This window comes from Peptoniphilus sp. (genome assembly GCF_034090345.1).
Taxonomy (GTDB): Bacteria; Bacillota; Clostridia; order Tissierellales; family Peptoniphilaceae; genus Peptoniphilus.
In genome coordinates this window covers 21,645-36,730 of record NZ_JAXDSS010000072.1, presented here as the reverse complement: position 1 = coordinate 36,730, position 15,086 = coordinate 21,645, and the positions used below count along the sequence as shown (strand labels likewise).

Below are 15,086 nucleotides of genomic sequence, written 5' to 3'. Positions count from 1 at the left end.
AATGTATAGTGTATTTATTTTGACGGTGAGTGACTCAGGTTATTATGAGCAAAAAGCGGACTTTAGCGGGCCGGCTCTTGTGGACTTGATGAAAGAAAATGGATATGAGGTAGTAGGAACCGGTATGGTTCCGGATGATAGAGAACTCATTAAAAAAGAGCTTATTAAAAATGCAAGTGTAAATTTAATTTTAACTACCGGTGGAACCGGACTGGGCATGCGAGATATAACTCCTGAAGCAACAAAAGATGTAATAGATAGAGAAGTTCCCGGACTTGCTGAACTGATGAGGATTAAGTCATATGAAGTTGTGAAAAGTGGTATTTTATCAAGACAAGTTTGTGGAACAATAGGCAGTTGCTTGGTGGTAAACTTGCCTGGCAGCCCAAAAGCAGCTAAGGAAAATATAAGTTTTATCTTAAGTCCGTTAGAACATGCTCTTAAGATGCTAAACACTGAAAAATTTAATTGTGCGGGGATAGAAAGATGACAATAGCTATTATAATTCCGGATGAAGATTACAACTTAGATGTGCTGAGAACACTTATGGTAAACGTCAAACCGGCTGTGAGCGACGTTTTTGTAGTGGAAAATAATGTTGATAAAAATCACTTGATAAAATCGGGTGCTATTTTTATAGATGAGAGTTCGATAGAAAAAATTATTGGCAAGTATGATAGAAAGTTTATATTTGAAGACTTAGTTGAAGATTTGCTAAGAGTTGACTATTTAACTCTAGAAAAAGAAGGAGCAAATGGTATCTTCAAAGTTAAAGACGGTTCTTTTAAATTAGTTACATCTAAAGATGAGACTGAAGAGTTTGAAGCTCCTGGAGATATTAAAATGACTTGTCAAGTAAAATTGACTCTTAACAAAAATAGGAGATTTTACGGACCGGGAACTGCTCAACTGCTTAATTTGATAGATAGGACTCAATCTGTTAAATCGGCCGCCGCAGCTATGAATATTTCTTATTCTAAAGCCCTACAGATGATAAGAACCATGGAAAGAGGATTGGGATACAAAGTTGTGGAGAAAAAACAAGGTGGAACAGGCGGTGGAGAAAGTTTTTTAACTGAAGAGGGAAAGCTATTTGCAAAGAAATACATTCAATTTAATTCGGAGGTAGAAGAATGCGTAAGAGAAATTTTCAAAAAGTATTGGTAGGAGTATTGATGTTGATGTTAGTTTTGACAGCTTGTCAAAGCAAAACAGCTGAACAAACTAAAAATAATGCACCAAAAGAAGAAGTTAAAGCTATGGAACCTATAACAGTTTCTGCTGCAGCTTCACTAAAAGAAACTATGGATATTATAGGGGAGCAATATGGAAGTCCTGTTGAATTCAACATGGGAGGTTCAGGTACTTTAAGAACTCAAATTGAGTCAGGAGCGCCGGCAGATGTATTTATCAGTGCCTCAAAAGAACACGTTGCAAAGCTTGAAGATAAGGGGTTAGTAAAAGAATCTCAAGATTTATTAAAGAATAAATTAGTAATAGTTGGGAAAAAAGATTTAGCATCAATTGATGATGTATTAAATGGTGGGAAATTTGCAATTGGAGAACCTGAATCAGTTCCGGCAGGTAAGTATGCGAAAGAAGCTTTGACTAACTTAGGACTATTTGACAAAATGCAAGATAAAATTGTGTTGGGTTCAGATGTTAGAAACGTATTGGAATGGGTTAAGAGCGGAGAAGTTGACTACGGAGTAGTATACAAAACAGATGCTTTAGTTGCTAAAGAAGATGTTGAGATTGTATATGAATTTGAAGCTGGAACTCACAAGGATATAATTTATCCAATAGCTCTTTTAAATGATAAACCTGAATCAAAACAATTCTATGAATACATCAAAGGTGAAGATGCCGAGAAAGTATTTGAAGAATATGGATATGAGGTAATAGATGGAGCTAATAAGTAATTCTATCTTATTTGCAATAGTGGCTAGTATATTTACATTTATACTAGCCATATTAGCGGCACGAGTTGTTCTAAAAAGAGAGTCGAGAATTTTAGACATACTATTTACACTGCCAATGGTATTACCGCCGACAGTAATTGGGTTTTTATTATTAATAGTTTTAGGAAACAAGGGTGTATTTGGTGGATTTTATAACTCACTGAACATACAAATACTCTTTACACCGACAGCTAATATTATAGCAGCGACGGTTGTCAGTTTTCCAATTATGTATAAAAGTGCGTATGCAGCATTTAAATCAGTTAACGAAGATTGCATATTAGTTTCAAAGACACTAGGGTTATCTGATGGAGAAATATTTAGAAAGATAACATTGCCACTCTCTAAATATGGACTGGTTTCAGGACTTATCTTATCTTTTTCAAGAGCACTTGGAGAATTTGGAGCAACAATGATGGTCTCAGGCAACATAAAAGGCAAAACTCAAACTCTTTCGACTGCAATATATACAGCTGTACAGGCTGGGAATTATGACCGGGCATATATGCTGGTGTTACTTGTTATTGCAATAAGTACAGTGTTGATATTTTTAACTATATTTTTTACGGAGAAGAAATGACACTTGATATAACTATAAAAAAGAAATTAAAGAGTTATGACTTAGATATTGAATTTAAAAGTGATTTCCAAAAAATAGGATTGTTTGGGCCATCAGGGGCAGGCAAAACTCAATTATTAAAGAGTATTGCCGGAATAACAGAACTTAAATCGGGATGTATTAAACTTGATGGTGAAGTACTTTATAATTCAGATAAAAATATAAATGTGAGACCTCAAGATAGAGAAGTTGGGTACCTATTTCAAAGCCATGCACTCTTTCCACATATGACTGTAAGAAAACAGATAGAGTTGACATCAAAAGTAGAAAATTTGGAAGACCTTTACAAAAAATTTAGAATAGGACATTTGCTCGATTCTAAACCAAACAACATAAGTGGTGGAGAGGCACAAAGAGTTGCCATGGTGAGAATGTTGGCAAGTAGTCCAAAGATAATACTTTTAGATGAACCTTTTTCAGCTATTGATATGAATTTAAAAGTCAAGCTGAGAAGAGAACTTAGGGAGATGCTAAAAGAGTTTTACGGGACAGTTGTTATAGTTAGCCATGATATAGATGATATAACGGAATTATGTGAAGAAATCATATTTATTGAAAAGGGGAAAATAATTGCGGACGAGAGAGTTGATTCTTTTGGAAATTATTTAAATCAAGATATGGCAAGATTAATAGGATATGAATGCATAAAAATAGATGGTAGAGACATTTACTATAACCCTAAAAATTTTAAAACTGAATATAGCTATGGCGATACTGAATTTAAAGGAAAAGTAGTTTCAATTGTAAATTCTTTGAATTACACTATTTTAAATTTAAAAGTAGAAGGACAAATTTTAAGAGCTGAATTTTTAAAAGATTTATACACCTTTGAAGTTGGTAATGATTTAGAACTTTATCAAACAACCGTTAATTAATTTTAAAAAATAGGATAAAATAAAAAAAATATCCTATTTTTTTCTATCTATAATAAAATTCTATGTTATAATAAAAAAACAACAATATTCGTAATCTATAAGAGGTGTAAATTATGGAAAATACTTTTGAAGTAATAGTAAATGGGAAAAGGTTTATTCACGATAAAGATATAACCTTGTTAAATTTTTTGAGGGATGAGCTAAAGATTAAGTCTGTAAAAGACGGTTGTAGTCAAGGTGCTTGTGGGACTTGTACTGTAATCGTAGATGGTAAAGCAACAAAAGCTTGTGTATTTAAATTATCCAAGCTTGTAGGAAAAGAAATCATAACTATGGAAGGTCTAACAGATAGAGAAAAGGAAGTATATACATATGCATTTGCAGAAGTAGGGGCTGTACAATGCGGGTTCTGTACTCCGGGAATGGTTATGAGCGCAAAAGGATTGTTGGATAAAAATTTAAATCCAACTGATGAAGAAATAAAAGCTTCAATAAAAGGTAATATCTGTAGATGTACTGGATATGTGAAGATTGAAAAAGCTATTAAACTTGCCGGAGAAATTTTCTCTGGAAAGACGGAAATGAAAAACAAAAATACAAATGGTGTTGGAGAAAATGCTATAAAAATTGATGCTGAAGCAAAAATTCTAGGTACTGGAAAATATGTAGATGATATGGAATTTGATGGCATGGTCTATGCATCATGTGTGAGAACTGCTCATCCACGTGCAAAAATATTAAAAATAGATACATCAGAGGCTGAAAAATTAGAAGGTGTAGTTGGAATTTTAAGAGCTGAAGATGTTCCTAACAACAAAGTTGGACACATTCAACAAGATTGGGATGTTTTAATTGCGGAAGGCGAAATCACAAGATGTATAGGAGATGCAATTGTACTTGTAGTTGCAGAAGATCAAAAGATTCTTGAAGAAGCTAAAGCGCTTGTAAAAATAGATTATGAGGTGTATGAGCCTATAACAGATATTTTTGAAGCTCTTAAAGAAGATGCTCCAAAGATACACTCTAATGGAAATCTTTGTCAACAAAGACATGTTACAAGGGGAAACGCAAAAGAAGCCATAGCTAATTCTAAATATGTTATAACTCAACATTACTCAACTCCTTTTACTGAACACGCTTTTATGGAGCCTGAATGTGCTATTGCTATGCCATATAAAGACGGTGTTAAGATATATACATCAGACCAAGGTACTTTTGACACAAGAAAAGAAATTTCCATAATGTTTGGTTGGGAACCTGAGAGAGTAGTTGTAGAAAATGCAATTATCGGTGGCGGTTTCGGAGGAAAAGAAGACGTATCCGTACAACATATCGCAGCTCTTGCAGCAGTCAAATACAATAGAATAGTAAAAGCTAAATTCACAAGACCTGAATCCATAGCTTTCCATCCTAAGCGTCATAAGATGGAAGCTGATTTTACAGTCGGATGTGATGAAAATGGAATTATACAAGGGTTGGATGCTGAAATTTATTTTGATACAGGCGGATATGCATCACTTTGCGGGCCGGTACTTGAAAGAGCTTGTACACATTCAGTAGGACCATATAGATATGAAAATACTGATATCCGTGGATACGGAGTCTATACAAACAATCCACCGGCAGGAGCTTTTAGAGGATTTGGAGTTTGTCAGTCAAACTTTGCTTTTGAAATGATTTTAACTCAATTAGCCGAAAAAGTTGGAATATCTCCATGGGAAATCAGATATAGGAATGCTATTAGACCGGGAGATGTACTTCCTAATGGACAGTTTGCGGATGTGTCGACAGGATTAGTAGAAACTCTTGAAGCAGTAAAAGATATCTACGAAGAAAATAGAGGGCATGTCGGAATAGCCTGTGCACTTAAAAATTCAGGTGTAGGAGTAGGTCTACCCGATAAAGGTCGTGCAAGACTTGAAGTGAGAGATGGGAAGTTGTATCTTTATGCAGCAGCATCTGATATTGGACAAGGTTATTTGACGATAGCGGTTCAAATTATAGTAGAGACACTTGGTATAGATAGAAATGATATAATTCTTATGCCACCTAATACTGAAACTTCTCCTGACTCAGGAACTACATCAGGCTCAAGACAGACCCTTTTGACAGGTGAAGCTATTAAAAAAGTTTGTGAATTATTAAAAGAAGATATGGTAGGAACCGACCTTAGCAGCGTTGAGGGAAAAGATTATTACTATGAATACTTTGAACCAACAGATCCGCTTTCTTCAGATAAACCAAATCCTAAATCACATATTGCATATGGATATGCAACACACGTTGTAATCTTAGACGATGAAGGAAAAGTTAAGAAGGTAGTAGCAGCTCATGACTCCGGGCAAATAGTAAACCCAATAAATTTTGAAGGACAAGTTGAGGGTGGAGTTCTAATGAGCTTGGGATACGCCTTAACAGAAGATATGAGATTAAAAGACGGAGTTCCTACTGATAAATTTGGACAATTAGGACTTTTACGCTCAACAGATGTTCCTGAAATAGAAACTATAGCCATAAAAAAAGAAGAACTTTTAAACGTTGCCTATGGAGCTAAAGGGATTGGAGAAATATCTTCTATACCAACCGCAGCGGCAGTGGCAGCAGCATATATGGAAATGGACGGAGTTGTAAGAAGAAAACTTCCTCTTGATGAAACAGCTTATTCTAAGCCTAAGAAAGTTTTTAATAAATAGATTATTTTTAAACCTCTCATTTTAAAAGTGAGAGGTTTAAGTGTACCTAGGAGTTTAAAATGTATAGAAAATTTGAAATACAAAAAAATGATGTAGTATCCATTGTGGGGAGTGGCGGAAAAACTACTTTAATGTTTAAACTGGGAAGAGAATTGAAAAAAATGGGTAAAGTATTAATAACAACTTCTACTAAAATAGGTATTCCAACTGAGCTGGAAGATGATGAGATATGTGCTGAGAACTTTGATGGAGATTTCAATGGAATAAATTTAGTGGTCACAGGAGGAGAATTTACAGATAAAAAAATTACGAGTATTAACTATGATTGCTTAAAAGAGAACTTGTCAAAGTTTGATTATGTACTAATTGAAGCTGATGGTTCTAAACAAAAACCATATAAAGCATCTCGTGAAAATGAGCCTGTAATATATGATATAACTACTAAAACTATAGCTGTGTTGCCAATGATGAAGTATTTAAATGAATTGAACGAAGATGATGTATTTAATTTTGAATTATTCAAAGACAGATTTGGAAACACAGTTTTAGATGATTCACTAATTTTAAAAATGATATCTTGCAAAGAGGGAATTTTTAAAAATTCAGTTGGAGACAAATATCTTTATTTAAATAGAGTTGAGGAAGATATTTCAAAACTTGAAGAAGAAATTGGGAAATTAGATATAAAACTTAGGAGGTAAGTATGAATATTAGTGCTATAGTAATGGCTTCCGGATTTTCAAAGAGAATGGGAGATAACAAATTAAAACTTGAAGTAAAAGGCAAGAGAATGTTTGAGTACACAGTTGATTTATTAGATAGCTTGGACTTTTCAGAAAAAATTTTAGTAACAAACGATGAAGATATTAAAAAATATGCTGAAGGAAAGTTGAAAGTATATGACAACGAAAATGCTGATGTCGGGAAGAGTGAATCAATTAGAATAGGTGTTGAAAACTCAGGCGATGTTGACGGATATATGTTCTTTGTATGCGACCAGCCTTTTGTCAGTGAAGAAACTGTTAGAAAAATATTGGATAAGTTTTATGAAGATGAATTGATAACTTTCCCAATGTATGGCAAAAAACGTGGGGCTCCAATGATTTTTCCAAAATCTTTTAAAGATGAATTATTGAATTTAAAAGAAGATGAAGGCGGAGTTGTTCTAATAAGCGATGAGAATTCACAGAAAGTTGATATAGAAAGTGAAATGGAACACATAGATATAGATACAAGGGAACAATATGAAAAAATTAGATAATCTTATAATAATTAGGGGCGCCGGAGATATTGCAACCGGTTCAATTCAAAGATTACATCGCTCCGGTTTTAAAGTATTGTGTCTTGAAGTGGCGCAACCAACTGCAATAAGAAGAACAGTTGCACTATCTGATGCTATTTATGTTGGAGAAACAAGAGTAGAAGATATAGTAGCCAGAAGAGTTGAAACTATATATGAAATAGAAAACGCATTTGAAGATGGAGTAGTGCCTGTAATGGTTGACCCCGAATGTAAAATCCTAGAAGAACTTGAACCTGATGTAGTAGTTGATGCAATTTTAGCTAAAAAAAATCTTGGCACAAGAATAGATATGGCAAAGGGAACTGTTGCACTAGGACCGGGCTTTATTGCCGGTGAAGATGTTGACATAGTTATTGAAACGAACAGAGGGCACGATTTAGGTAGACTTATATTTGAAGGGCCTGCAGCGCCAAATACAAATAGACCAGGGAATATAGACGGGTTTACAAGAGAGAGAGTGCTATATGCGCCTAAGACCGGCAAGATAATAAACAGACACGATATAGGAGATATAGTAGAGCAAGGAGAAGTCATAGCTACAGTGGAAGGTGGAGAAGTTACAGCTAAAATTTCAGGGATTTTGAGGGGGATTATTAGAAATGGAACTGAAGTATTTGAAGGCATGAAGATAGGAGATGTGGACCCGAGAATTACTACAAATCCAAAAACAATATCTGATAAAGCCAGAGCATTAGGCGGAGCAACTCTCGAAGCGGTTATGATTTTGAAAAATAGAAATGCTTATAAGTAAAACAATAGTATTATAAAATCGGAAGCTACCATCATTTCCGTTGTGAGTATAAACTATTTAATTTCATTAAGTTGAGTGTCAAAATTTAAGGGATGTATTGTAAAATTTTTATATGAGTTTTGTTTTTATTCTTATGTTGAACATATAAAATTTAAACAGAAAGTGAAATTAACTATTTCATCAAATCATATATCCGTACTAAAATAAAAAAAATTAAACTCGGAGTAATCCGAGTTATTATTTTTCTATTTTCTTAACTAATTTTGATTTAAGATAAATTCTACCAACACCATCGACAGTAGCTTCGATGTCGTGGCCATTGACTTCAGGTTTGAGAATTTTTAATTTAGTAGCTCTGGTTCCTTGTTTTAATCTATCTTTGCCTAATGGTAATTCCTTTATTGTAGTAACTGAATCTCCATCAGATAATTCAGCTCCATTAAAATCAAATGTTTTACTAGCAAGTTCAGCAGCTTCCATATCTGCATCTGTCCACTCATGAAAACACATAGGACAAACATATAGATGATTATCTTTATATGTATAGCCTTCTCCACACTGTGGGCAATTTGGTAAATCTAGCATTCTAACCTCCAAATAATATATTATTGACAATATTATAACATAAATAATTTTAATTAAAAATACTGGCGATTATTGATTATGTGAAGAAATAGCTTACAAACTGTAGTTCAAAAATATATAGGAGGCGTATTTTGTGACAGAGCAAAATAAAGAAATTGTAGTAATAGATGAAACTACAATGAAAAGTAAGATTTACTATATAAGAAACCAAAAAGTTATGCTTGATTTTGAACTTGCTGAAATCTATGGGTATGAAACAAAAAAATTTAATCAGCAAGTCAAGAATAACATAGAAAAATTTGATGAAGATTTTAGATTTCAACTTACAAAAGATGAATGGGGATTTTTGAGGTCAAAATTTTTGACCTCAAAATCAGATGAAGGTTCAGGTGGTAGAAGATATATCCCATATGCCTTTACAGAACAGGGCATATATATGCTTATGACTGTATTAAGAGGCGAACTTGCAGTTAAGCAGAGCAAGGCTTTAATACGAATGTTTAATCAGATGAAAGACTTTATAATTGAAAACCAAGATTTTATCAGCTCAAAAGAATTATTACAAATAGCAATTCAAACAAATAAAAACACAAATGATATAGCAAGAATAGACAGAAAGATGAACACCCTAGCCACAAAAGAAGATTTGAAAAAAGTAATGGATAATTTCATAGATCTGCAAACATATAAACACTTCCTTTTGATGAATGGAGATAAAATAGAAGCAGATGTAGCATATACAAAAATATATAAGTCAGCAAAGAAAAGCATTTATGCCATAGACAACTACATAGGACTTAAAACATTAGAACTTTTAAGAGCTGCAAGAAATAATATCCAAATCATAATCTTTAGTGATAATATAAAAAAATAAGGATATGCTCACAAAAAATATCTTAGATGATTTTAGAAAAGACTATCCTAATATAGACCTGAAGCTGAAGATAGCAGGTAAAAAATACCATGATAGATACATTGCCATAGACTATGGAACAGAGAATGAATCATTTTATCTTTGCGGAGCATCATCAAAGGACGCAGGAAAGAAAATATCAAGTATTACTAAAAAGTATTACTAAATATAGAAGAATCATCTAAAGATTTATATCATATGATGTTTAGTAGAATGTTAAACAATAAAAACCTAAAAATTTAATAAACAAATACAGAGATCATAATAATTTATTTAAGCGGTAGAAGTAAAAAAACAACAGCACATGGAAAATTCAAACCGAAAACAAACCCAAAAATAACGGGCGGGCCTATATTGCTTTATAATACAATTTTCAATTTATCCATTTCATCATCAACCACAATCTATCTTGCAGATACGTGCCGCCCCTACGATAAAATAAAAATTAACACCTCAATTTCATATAATGAAATACCAAAAACATAATTTTAAGCTGAGAAGATTAAAATTTAGAATAAAAAATTATAAAATTTAAATTTTAATTGAATATTTTTCCTAAAAATAATTTAAACAATATTTTAGAAAATTGTCTCTTATAAAAAATATGAGAATGATAATTAAAATAAATGCTAAATAATAGACGAACTCGCAAAATGATTTTAAAGAACAAATTATAAACTTTTAATTAATTTACAAAAAGAGTGTAATATATTTCGAATCCTTGCAACACCGCTAAAAAGCTTGATTTTTGAGGGTGAGAGTTGTAAAATCAATTAAGAATAATTATAAATGACAATGAATATTTACAGGAGGACGAGAATGGAGAGTTTAAGGGAATTTATTAAAAGTAGGAAGCGAAATAGAATATATCGATATTCTATAAGAAGATTATCAATAGGGGTTGTCTCATGCGTAGTGGGGGCATTTGTGCTTTTTGGACCAGTTAACTTTGGTAAGACTGAGCTTAGTGGTGTGATTTATGCGGCGGAAGAAGAGCCATCTGAAGATTTTACAAAAATGATACAAGTGTTTTCTAAAAATGAAGATGATATATTCGGCAATGAGTTTTATCTGAGTAACTTTTTAGATAGTACAGGAGACATAAATAAAGAAAAAAGTATAGAATTATTAAAAAAACTTTATGATAAATACGAAAAGTTTGCATTAGAAAATAAGTTTGGAACTGATATGACATCAAAATTTATTAAGATCCTTCAAGAAGATGGAGTTAAAACTGTTTTAAAAGACAATGGTAATTCTAATAGTTTATTTGAGCATATAAAAAACAAGATAAAAGCTAGATTAGAAAATGAATTAGAAAAAATTAGAGACGATATAGAACAAAAAAGAGATTCGTATCTATCAAGTCCAAAAATTAGAGAAGACTATTGGTCTGTAATTTCTTCATCTACAAGTAAGTTTGATAAATTAGAAAAGAGTTTAGAACAAAAGCTTAAAGATTTAGAAAATTCTAATGAGAAGAATACAAGTAAGTTAATGGAACTCAATTCTATCTCTAAAGATATAGATAAATTTGAATCTGAATTAAATGAAATCATCAATACCTCTAATAAAGATTACAATATTAAGAAGAAAAAAGCTGCAATCAACAACTTTGAATATTTGAGCGATGAAGAAAAAGAAATCTATATAACTGGAGTGGAGACATCACGAAGTAGTAATTCAGTTAATATTGCCTTCGGAATAGCAAAAGAACGAAATGAAGAAAAGAAAAAAATAGCAGAAGAAATAAGTGAACTAAAACATTTAAATGATAAAGATAAAGAAATGTACATCTATGCCTTGAAAACAGCAACTGGTATGGAGTCAGCTAAAATTTCATTAGAATTGGCTCAAGAAAAAGATGAAGCGGCAAAAGCTGTAAATCAATATAGAAAAAGGCCCATACAAAAGAACTTTGAAAAAGCATACGATTTGACAAATGGCAAATATGAAGATTTATATGAAAAACTAATAGAAGCAGCAACATACGTACAGAAAGCAACAGATAATTTAACAGATGCGTGGAGAAAAGAGGATAAAGACGAAGCTAAAAGACAAAAATCTATAATACAAGCTAAAAAAGAATTAAAGGATAGCCTTAAAAAAGAAATGGAAGATGAAAAGAAGAGAGAAAAAGATTTAGAAAATAAATGGCAAGAAGAAGCAAATAAGCATAAAGAAGAACAAGATAAGAAAGAAAAACCGGTAGAACCAAAACAACCGGAAGAACCTAAAAAACCTGAAGAAAAACCGGTAGAACCAAAACAACCGGAAGAACCTAAAAAACCTGAACAACCAAGAGAAAAGGAAAAAGAAGTAATACCTGCGACACCGCTAACACCGGGCATAAAAGTAATACCTTCAACTCCATTACAACCAAGTATAAGAGTGGTACCAAGAGCATTTAGAAATGACAACGATCAAAGGGGAACAATAGACTGGAGATATATAAAGGCGCCAAGTAAAGATACAAAGACAGAAGTGCAAAAACAAAAGACAGTAATAGAAGTGAAGATCAAAATAGGATCAGACATACTACAAAGAACAATAAACAACCACACACAAGAAATCAAAATGGACACACCGGCCTTCATCAAAGACGGCAGAACAATGCTACCGATAAGATACGTAGCAGAAGCCCTAGGATACACAGTAGAGTGGAGAGAAGACACAAGAACAGCGATTCTAAAAGAGAAAAATACAACAATAGAAATTCCGGTAGATACAAATAAAATAATAGTAAACGGAAAAGAAATCCAAAGCGACGTAAAACCGATGATAGAAAACGGAAGAACAATGCTGCCGATAGCAAACGTAGCAAGAGCATTGGGCTTAAAAGACGGACAAGACATCAAATGGGATGAAGCAAAACAAGAAGTTACAATTAGAAAAGAGATAATAAACTAAATAAAACAGGCGTGGGAAACCACGCTTATTTTGTTGCCAAAAAAAAGGAATAAAATAATTATATATACAAAAACGGGCGGGCCTCATTAAATTCGTGCCGCCCATATGATGAAATAAATAAAATCAAAACTAATATTATGTTGGAATTTCACCGATGATTTGCAGAAGCTCACGAGCTTTATCTAAATTTTCATCGGGGACATAGACTCTTATTCCGACGTTTACATTTGCATAGATAACTTGAGCGGTGGAGTCATTCATTTGAGAGGACTCTTCAAAGTGAGGTATGTTGTTATCGTCTAAAATACCTATTATCCCGCCAAGTTTTAATCTGTCGTTTACAGAGATTAATTCAACGAATTCAGGTTCTCTTTCAGTTTCTTTATTAAATTTAAACATATTAAAACCTCCTTGATAAATATATTTAATATATACCCATATACAAAAAAAGATGACGGATTGGGTTAGTATCTGTCATCTTTTTTTAATTACATATTCTTTGAGTAGAACTCAACGATTAATTGGTCTTCAATTTCTATTGGCACATCTTCTCTTGCCGGAATAGAAACTAAAGTAGCTTTAAAGCCTTCTTCCTTGGAGATGTAAGGATATGAAGTTACGAAGTTTGTTTCAAAGTTTTCTTTGAACATAGCAACTTTTTTACCTCTTGCAGAAAGTTCGATAACGTCTCCTGCGTCACATCTGTATGAAGGAATATTAACCTTTTTACCGTTTACAGTTAAGTGTCCATGAGTTACCATTTGTCTTGCTTGTCTTATAGAAGAAGCAAAGCCCATTCTATAAGCTAAGTTATCAAGTCTTCTTTCAAGGAAGATAACTAAGTTAGGACCTGTTTGTCCGGCAGTTTTCTTAGCTTCCTTAAATAAGTTGACAAATTGTTTTTCAAGAACACCATAGTAAGCTCTTAATCTTTGTTTTTCAAGTAATTGCTTACCATATTCAGTTAATTTCTTGTCGCTTCTTGCAGTACCCTTTACGGCTCTCTTCATAGCCTTAGGGTGTCCACATACGTTAAGACCTAATCTTCTTGATTGTTTAAATCTTGGTACCATCATTCTTGCCATTTTATTATTCAACTCCTAATATATTCTCGCCGCGATAATTTAAGAGCCGAAAGCATTATACTAAATAACTGAGTAAAAGTAAAGAGAAAAGAGATGAAAATTGTGTTATAATAACCTACGGAGGGTAAAATGATACTTAAAAATGCAAATTATATAGACGTTAAAAATGGTAAAGTTATAATACAAACTGATATAGAAATAGAAGACGGGAAAATTGTAAAGATGGGCGAAAATTTTCAAGCTAATGATTATATAGATTGCAGCTCGAAACTTATTGTGCCGGCATTTACGAATGCACACACTCATCTTGGGATGAGCATGATGAGAAATTATTCGGACGATTTAGAGCTTCAAGATTGGCTTGTGAAAAAGATATGGCCTTTTGAAGCAAAGCTCACTGAAGAAGATATTTATTGGGGGGCTAAATTATCTGCAGTTGAATCGGTAAAAAACGGGGTTTGTGCAGTGATTGATATGTACGACAAGGTTGAGGCAACTGCAAGAGCGTGTAAGGAAGTCGGCATAAAGGGGATTCTTGCCAAGGGAGTTTTGGATGTAGTGGGCAGTGGTTCAGAGAGAATAGACGTATTTAAACAAAACTACAGAGAGTATAATTCGGATGATATTAAAGTTGTCTTGGGACCACATGCTATTTACACTTGCTCAACGGACTTTTTAAAAGAGTGTTTAAAGGTTTCAAAAGAATATGGCGGGATGCTCCACATACATGTTTCAGAAACTATGAAAGAAGTTGAAGATTCTAAAAGTTTATATGGGATGACACCTGTAGAGTATTTGGACTCTTTGGGATATTTGGATACTAAGATAATAGCCGCACACTGCGTGTATATAACGGATTCGGAAATTGAAATGATAGTGGGAAGAGAATTTTATCCGGTATACAATCCGGTATCTAATTTGAAATTGGCAAGCGGATTTACACCGGTTAAAAAGATACTGGATGCAAATATAAATTTGGGGATAGGGACTGACAGTTCATCTTCAAACAACAACTTGAGTATATTAAAGGAAATACACGTAGGGTCTATAGTAAATAAGGCTATAAATAAGTCCAGCTCAAGTGTACAGGCTAATGAAATGTTAAAACTTGCAACGGTGAACGGCAGTAGGATAACAGGTTTTGACAACGGCTCTGTTGAAGTTGGGAAGAGTGCGGATTTGATATTCTTTGATTTAAATTCAATTAACTTCACGCCAAAAAATGATTTAATAGGAGCGCTTTGTTATAGTGCAACTCCTGAGGACATCAAAGATATGATGGTAAACGGTGAGTTTATAATGAAGGATAGAGCGGTGTTAAATGTTGATGAAGAAGAAGTTAAGTATGAAGTTAATAAGTTGACGGACAGAATTTTAAGTGGTTTATAAAG

General features: G+C 33.1%; 14 protein-coding genes and 1 pseudogene. 12 read left to right on the top strand and 3 right to left on the bottom strand.

From position 1 onward, the window contains the following. The first annotated feature begins 1 nt into the window (after position 1). The 9 genes from SOR77_RS06580 (at position 2) to yqeB (ending at position 8,202) form a co-directional block, all read left to right on the top strand. Positions 2–490, top strand: a complete 489-nt coding sequence (locus SOR77_RS06580; protein WP_320636348.1) for a MogA/MoaB family molybdenum cofactor biosynthesis protein — start codon at positions 2–4, stop codon at positions 488–490. Further along, positions 487–1,167, top strand: coding sequence for a winged helix-turn-helix domain-containing protein (locus SOR77_RS06575; protein ID WP_320636347.1), 681 nt, complete (start codon positions 487–489; stop codon positions 1,165–1,167). Before SOR77_RS06580 ends, SOR77_RS06575 begins: the two co-directional genes overlap by 4 nt. Then, positions 1,134–1,922 (top strand): molybdate ABC transporter substrate-binding protein, encoded by a 789-nt coding sequence (gene modA, locus SOR77_RS06570; RefSeq protein ID WP_320636346.1) that lies wholly within the window; start codon positions 1,134–1,136, stop codon positions 1,920–1,922. The genes SOR77_RS06575 and modA overlap by 34 nt, the downstream gene beginning before the upstream one ends. After that, positions 1,906–2,541, top strand: coding sequence for a molybdate ABC transporter permease subunit (modB, locus tag SOR77_RS06565; RefSeq protein ID WP_320636345.1), 636 nt, complete (start codon positions 1,906–1,908; stop codon positions 2,539–2,541). The genes modA and modB overlap by 17 nt, the downstream gene beginning before the upstream one ends. Next, a complete protein-coding gene (locus tag SOR77_RS06560) occupies positions 2,538–3,455 on the top strand; it encodes an ATP-binding cassette domain-containing protein (protein WP_320636344.1) in 918 nt (305 codons plus the stop codon). Before modB ends, SOR77_RS06560 begins: the two co-directional genes overlap by 4 nt. A gap of 113 nt (positions 3,456–3,568) precedes the next feature. Continuing rightward, the gene (gene xdh / locus SOR77_RS06555; RefSeq protein WP_320636343.1) at positions 3,569–6,148 is read left to right on the top strand and encodes a selenium-dependent xanthine dehydrogenase; all 2,580 of its coding nucleotides are present in this window, start codon (positions 3,569–3,571) and stop codon (positions 6,146–6,148) included. Between the two features lie 59 nt (positions 6,149–6,207). Further along, positions 6,208–6,849 (top strand): selenium cofactor biosynthesis protein YqeC, encoded by a 642-nt coding sequence (gene yqeC, locus SOR77_RS06550; RefSeq protein ID WP_320636342.1) that lies wholly within the window; start codon positions 6,208–6,210, stop codon positions 6,847–6,849. A gap of 2 nt (positions 6,850–6,851) precedes the next feature. Further along, entirely contained in the window at positions 6,852–7,409 is a 558-nt protein-coding gene (locus SOR77_RS06545; RefSeq protein ID WP_320636341.1) for a nucleotidyltransferase family protein, read from the top strand. Next, complete coding sequence (yqeB, locus tag SOR77_RS06540) at positions 7,393–8,202, top strand: selenium-dependent molybdenum cofactor biosynthesis protein YqeB (RefSeq protein WP_320636340.1); 810 nt, start codon at positions 7,393–7,395, stop codon at positions 8,200–8,202. The genes SOR77_RS06545 and yqeB overlap by 17 nt, the downstream gene beginning before the upstream one ends. Positions 8,203–8,439: 237 nt before the next feature. On the opposite strand, the gene SOR77_RS06535 is transcribed toward yqeB, so the two are convergent. Then, a complete protein-coding gene (locus tag SOR77_RS06535; RefSeq protein WP_320636339.1) occupies positions 8,440–8,787 on the bottom strand; it encodes a zinc ribbon domain-containing protein YjdM in 348 nt (115 codons plus the stop codon). 133 nt (positions 8,788–8,920) lie between these two features. On the opposite strand from SOR77_RS06535, the pseudogene SOR77_RS06530 reads away from it, so the two are divergent. Both SOR77_RS06530 and SOR77_RS06525 read left to right on the top strand, forming a co-directional pair. After that, positions 8,921–9,943: pseudogene (locus SOR77_RS06530) on the top strand (ORF6N domain-containing protein). Between the two features lie 576 nt (positions 9,944–10,519). Next, a complete protein-coding gene (locus SOR77_RS06525) occupies positions 10,520–12,610 on the top strand; it encodes a stalk domain-containing protein (protein WP_320636338.1) in 2,091 nt (696 codons plus the stop codon). 135 nt (positions 12,611–12,745) lie between these two features. On the opposite strand, the gene SOR77_RS06520 is transcribed toward SOR77_RS06525, so the two are convergent. Together SOR77_RS06520 and rpsD are read right to left on the bottom strand one after the other, a co-directional pair. Further along, positions 12,746–13,009, bottom strand: coding sequence for a DUF2007 domain-containing protein (locus SOR77_RS06520; RefSeq protein WP_320636337.1), 264 nt, complete (start codon positions 13,007–13,009; stop codon positions 12,746–12,748). Between the two features lie 89 nt (positions 13,010–13,098). After that, positions 13,099–13,695 carry a 30S ribosomal protein S4 gene (gene rpsD / locus SOR77_RS06515; protein WP_004822591.1) on the bottom strand — a complete coding sequence of 199 codons (597 nt, stop codon included), beginning with the start codon at positions 13,693–13,695 and terminating at the stop codon, positions 13,099–13,101. 129 nt (positions 13,696–13,824) lie between these two features. Between rpsD and SOR77_RS06510 the strand changes: the two genes are divergently transcribed. Beyond that, entirely contained in the window at positions 13,825–15,084 is a 1,260-nt protein-coding gene (locus tag SOR77_RS06510; protein ID WP_320636336.1) for an amidohydrolase, read from the top strand. The last annotated feature ends 2 nt before the right edge of the window (positions 15,085–15,086 follow it).

Excerpts from the sequence above, each read along its gene's own strand:
- SOR77_RS06510 (WP_320636336.1), top strand. The coding sequence starts at position 13,825 with ATGATACTTAAAAATGCAAATTATATAGACGTTAAAAATGGTAAAGTT.
- rpsD (WP_004822591.1), bottom strand. The coding sequence starts at position 13,695 with ATGGCAAGAATGATGGTACCAAGATTTAAACAATCAAGAAGATTAGGT.
- yqeB (WP_320636340.1), top strand. The coding sequence starts at position 7,393 with ATGAAAAAATTAGATAATCTTATAATAATTAGGGGCGCCGGAGATATT.
- SOR77_RS06575 (WP_320636347.1), top strand. The coding sequence starts at position 487 with ATGACAATAGCTATTATAATTCCGGATGAAGATTACAACTTAGATGTG.
- SOR77_RS06580 (WP_320636348.1), top strand. The coding sequence starts at position 2 with ATGTATAGTGTATTTATTTTGACGGTGAGTGACTCAGGTTATTATGAG.
- yqeC (WP_320636342.1), top strand. The coding sequence starts at position 6,208 with ATGTATAGAAAATTTGAAATACAAAAAAATGATGTAGTATCCATTGTG.
- xdh (WP_320636343.1), top strand. The coding sequence starts at position 3,569 with ATGGAAAATACTTTTGAAGTAATAGTAAATGGGAAAAGGTTTATTCAC.
- modA (WP_320636346.1), top strand. The coding sequence starts at position 1,134 with ATGCGTAAGAGAAATTTTCAAAAAGTATTGGTAGGAGTATTGATGTTG.
- modB (WP_320636345.1), top strand. The coding sequence starts at position 1,906 with ATGGAGCTAATAAGTAATTCTATCTTATTTGCAATAGTGGCTAGTATA.
- SOR77_RS06520 (WP_320636337.1), bottom strand. The coding sequence starts at position 13,009 with ATGTTTAAATTTAATAAAGAAACTGAAAGAGAACCTGAATTCGTTGAA.
- SOR77_RS06545 (WP_320636341.1), top strand. The coding sequence starts at position 6,852 with ATGAATATTAGTGCTATAGTAATGGCTTCCGGATTTTCAAAGAGAATG.
- SOR77_RS06560 (WP_320636344.1), top strand. The coding sequence starts at position 2,538 with ATGACACTTGATATAACTATAAAAAAGAAATTAAAGAGTTATGACTTA.
- SOR77_RS06525 (WP_320636338.1), top strand. The coding sequence starts at position 10,520 with ATGGAGAGTTTAAGGGAATTTATTAAAAGTAGGAAGCGAAATAGAATA.
- SOR77_RS06535 (WP_320636339.1), bottom strand. The coding sequence starts at position 8,787 with ATGCTAGATTTACCAAATTGCCCACAGTGTGGAGAAGGCTATACATAT.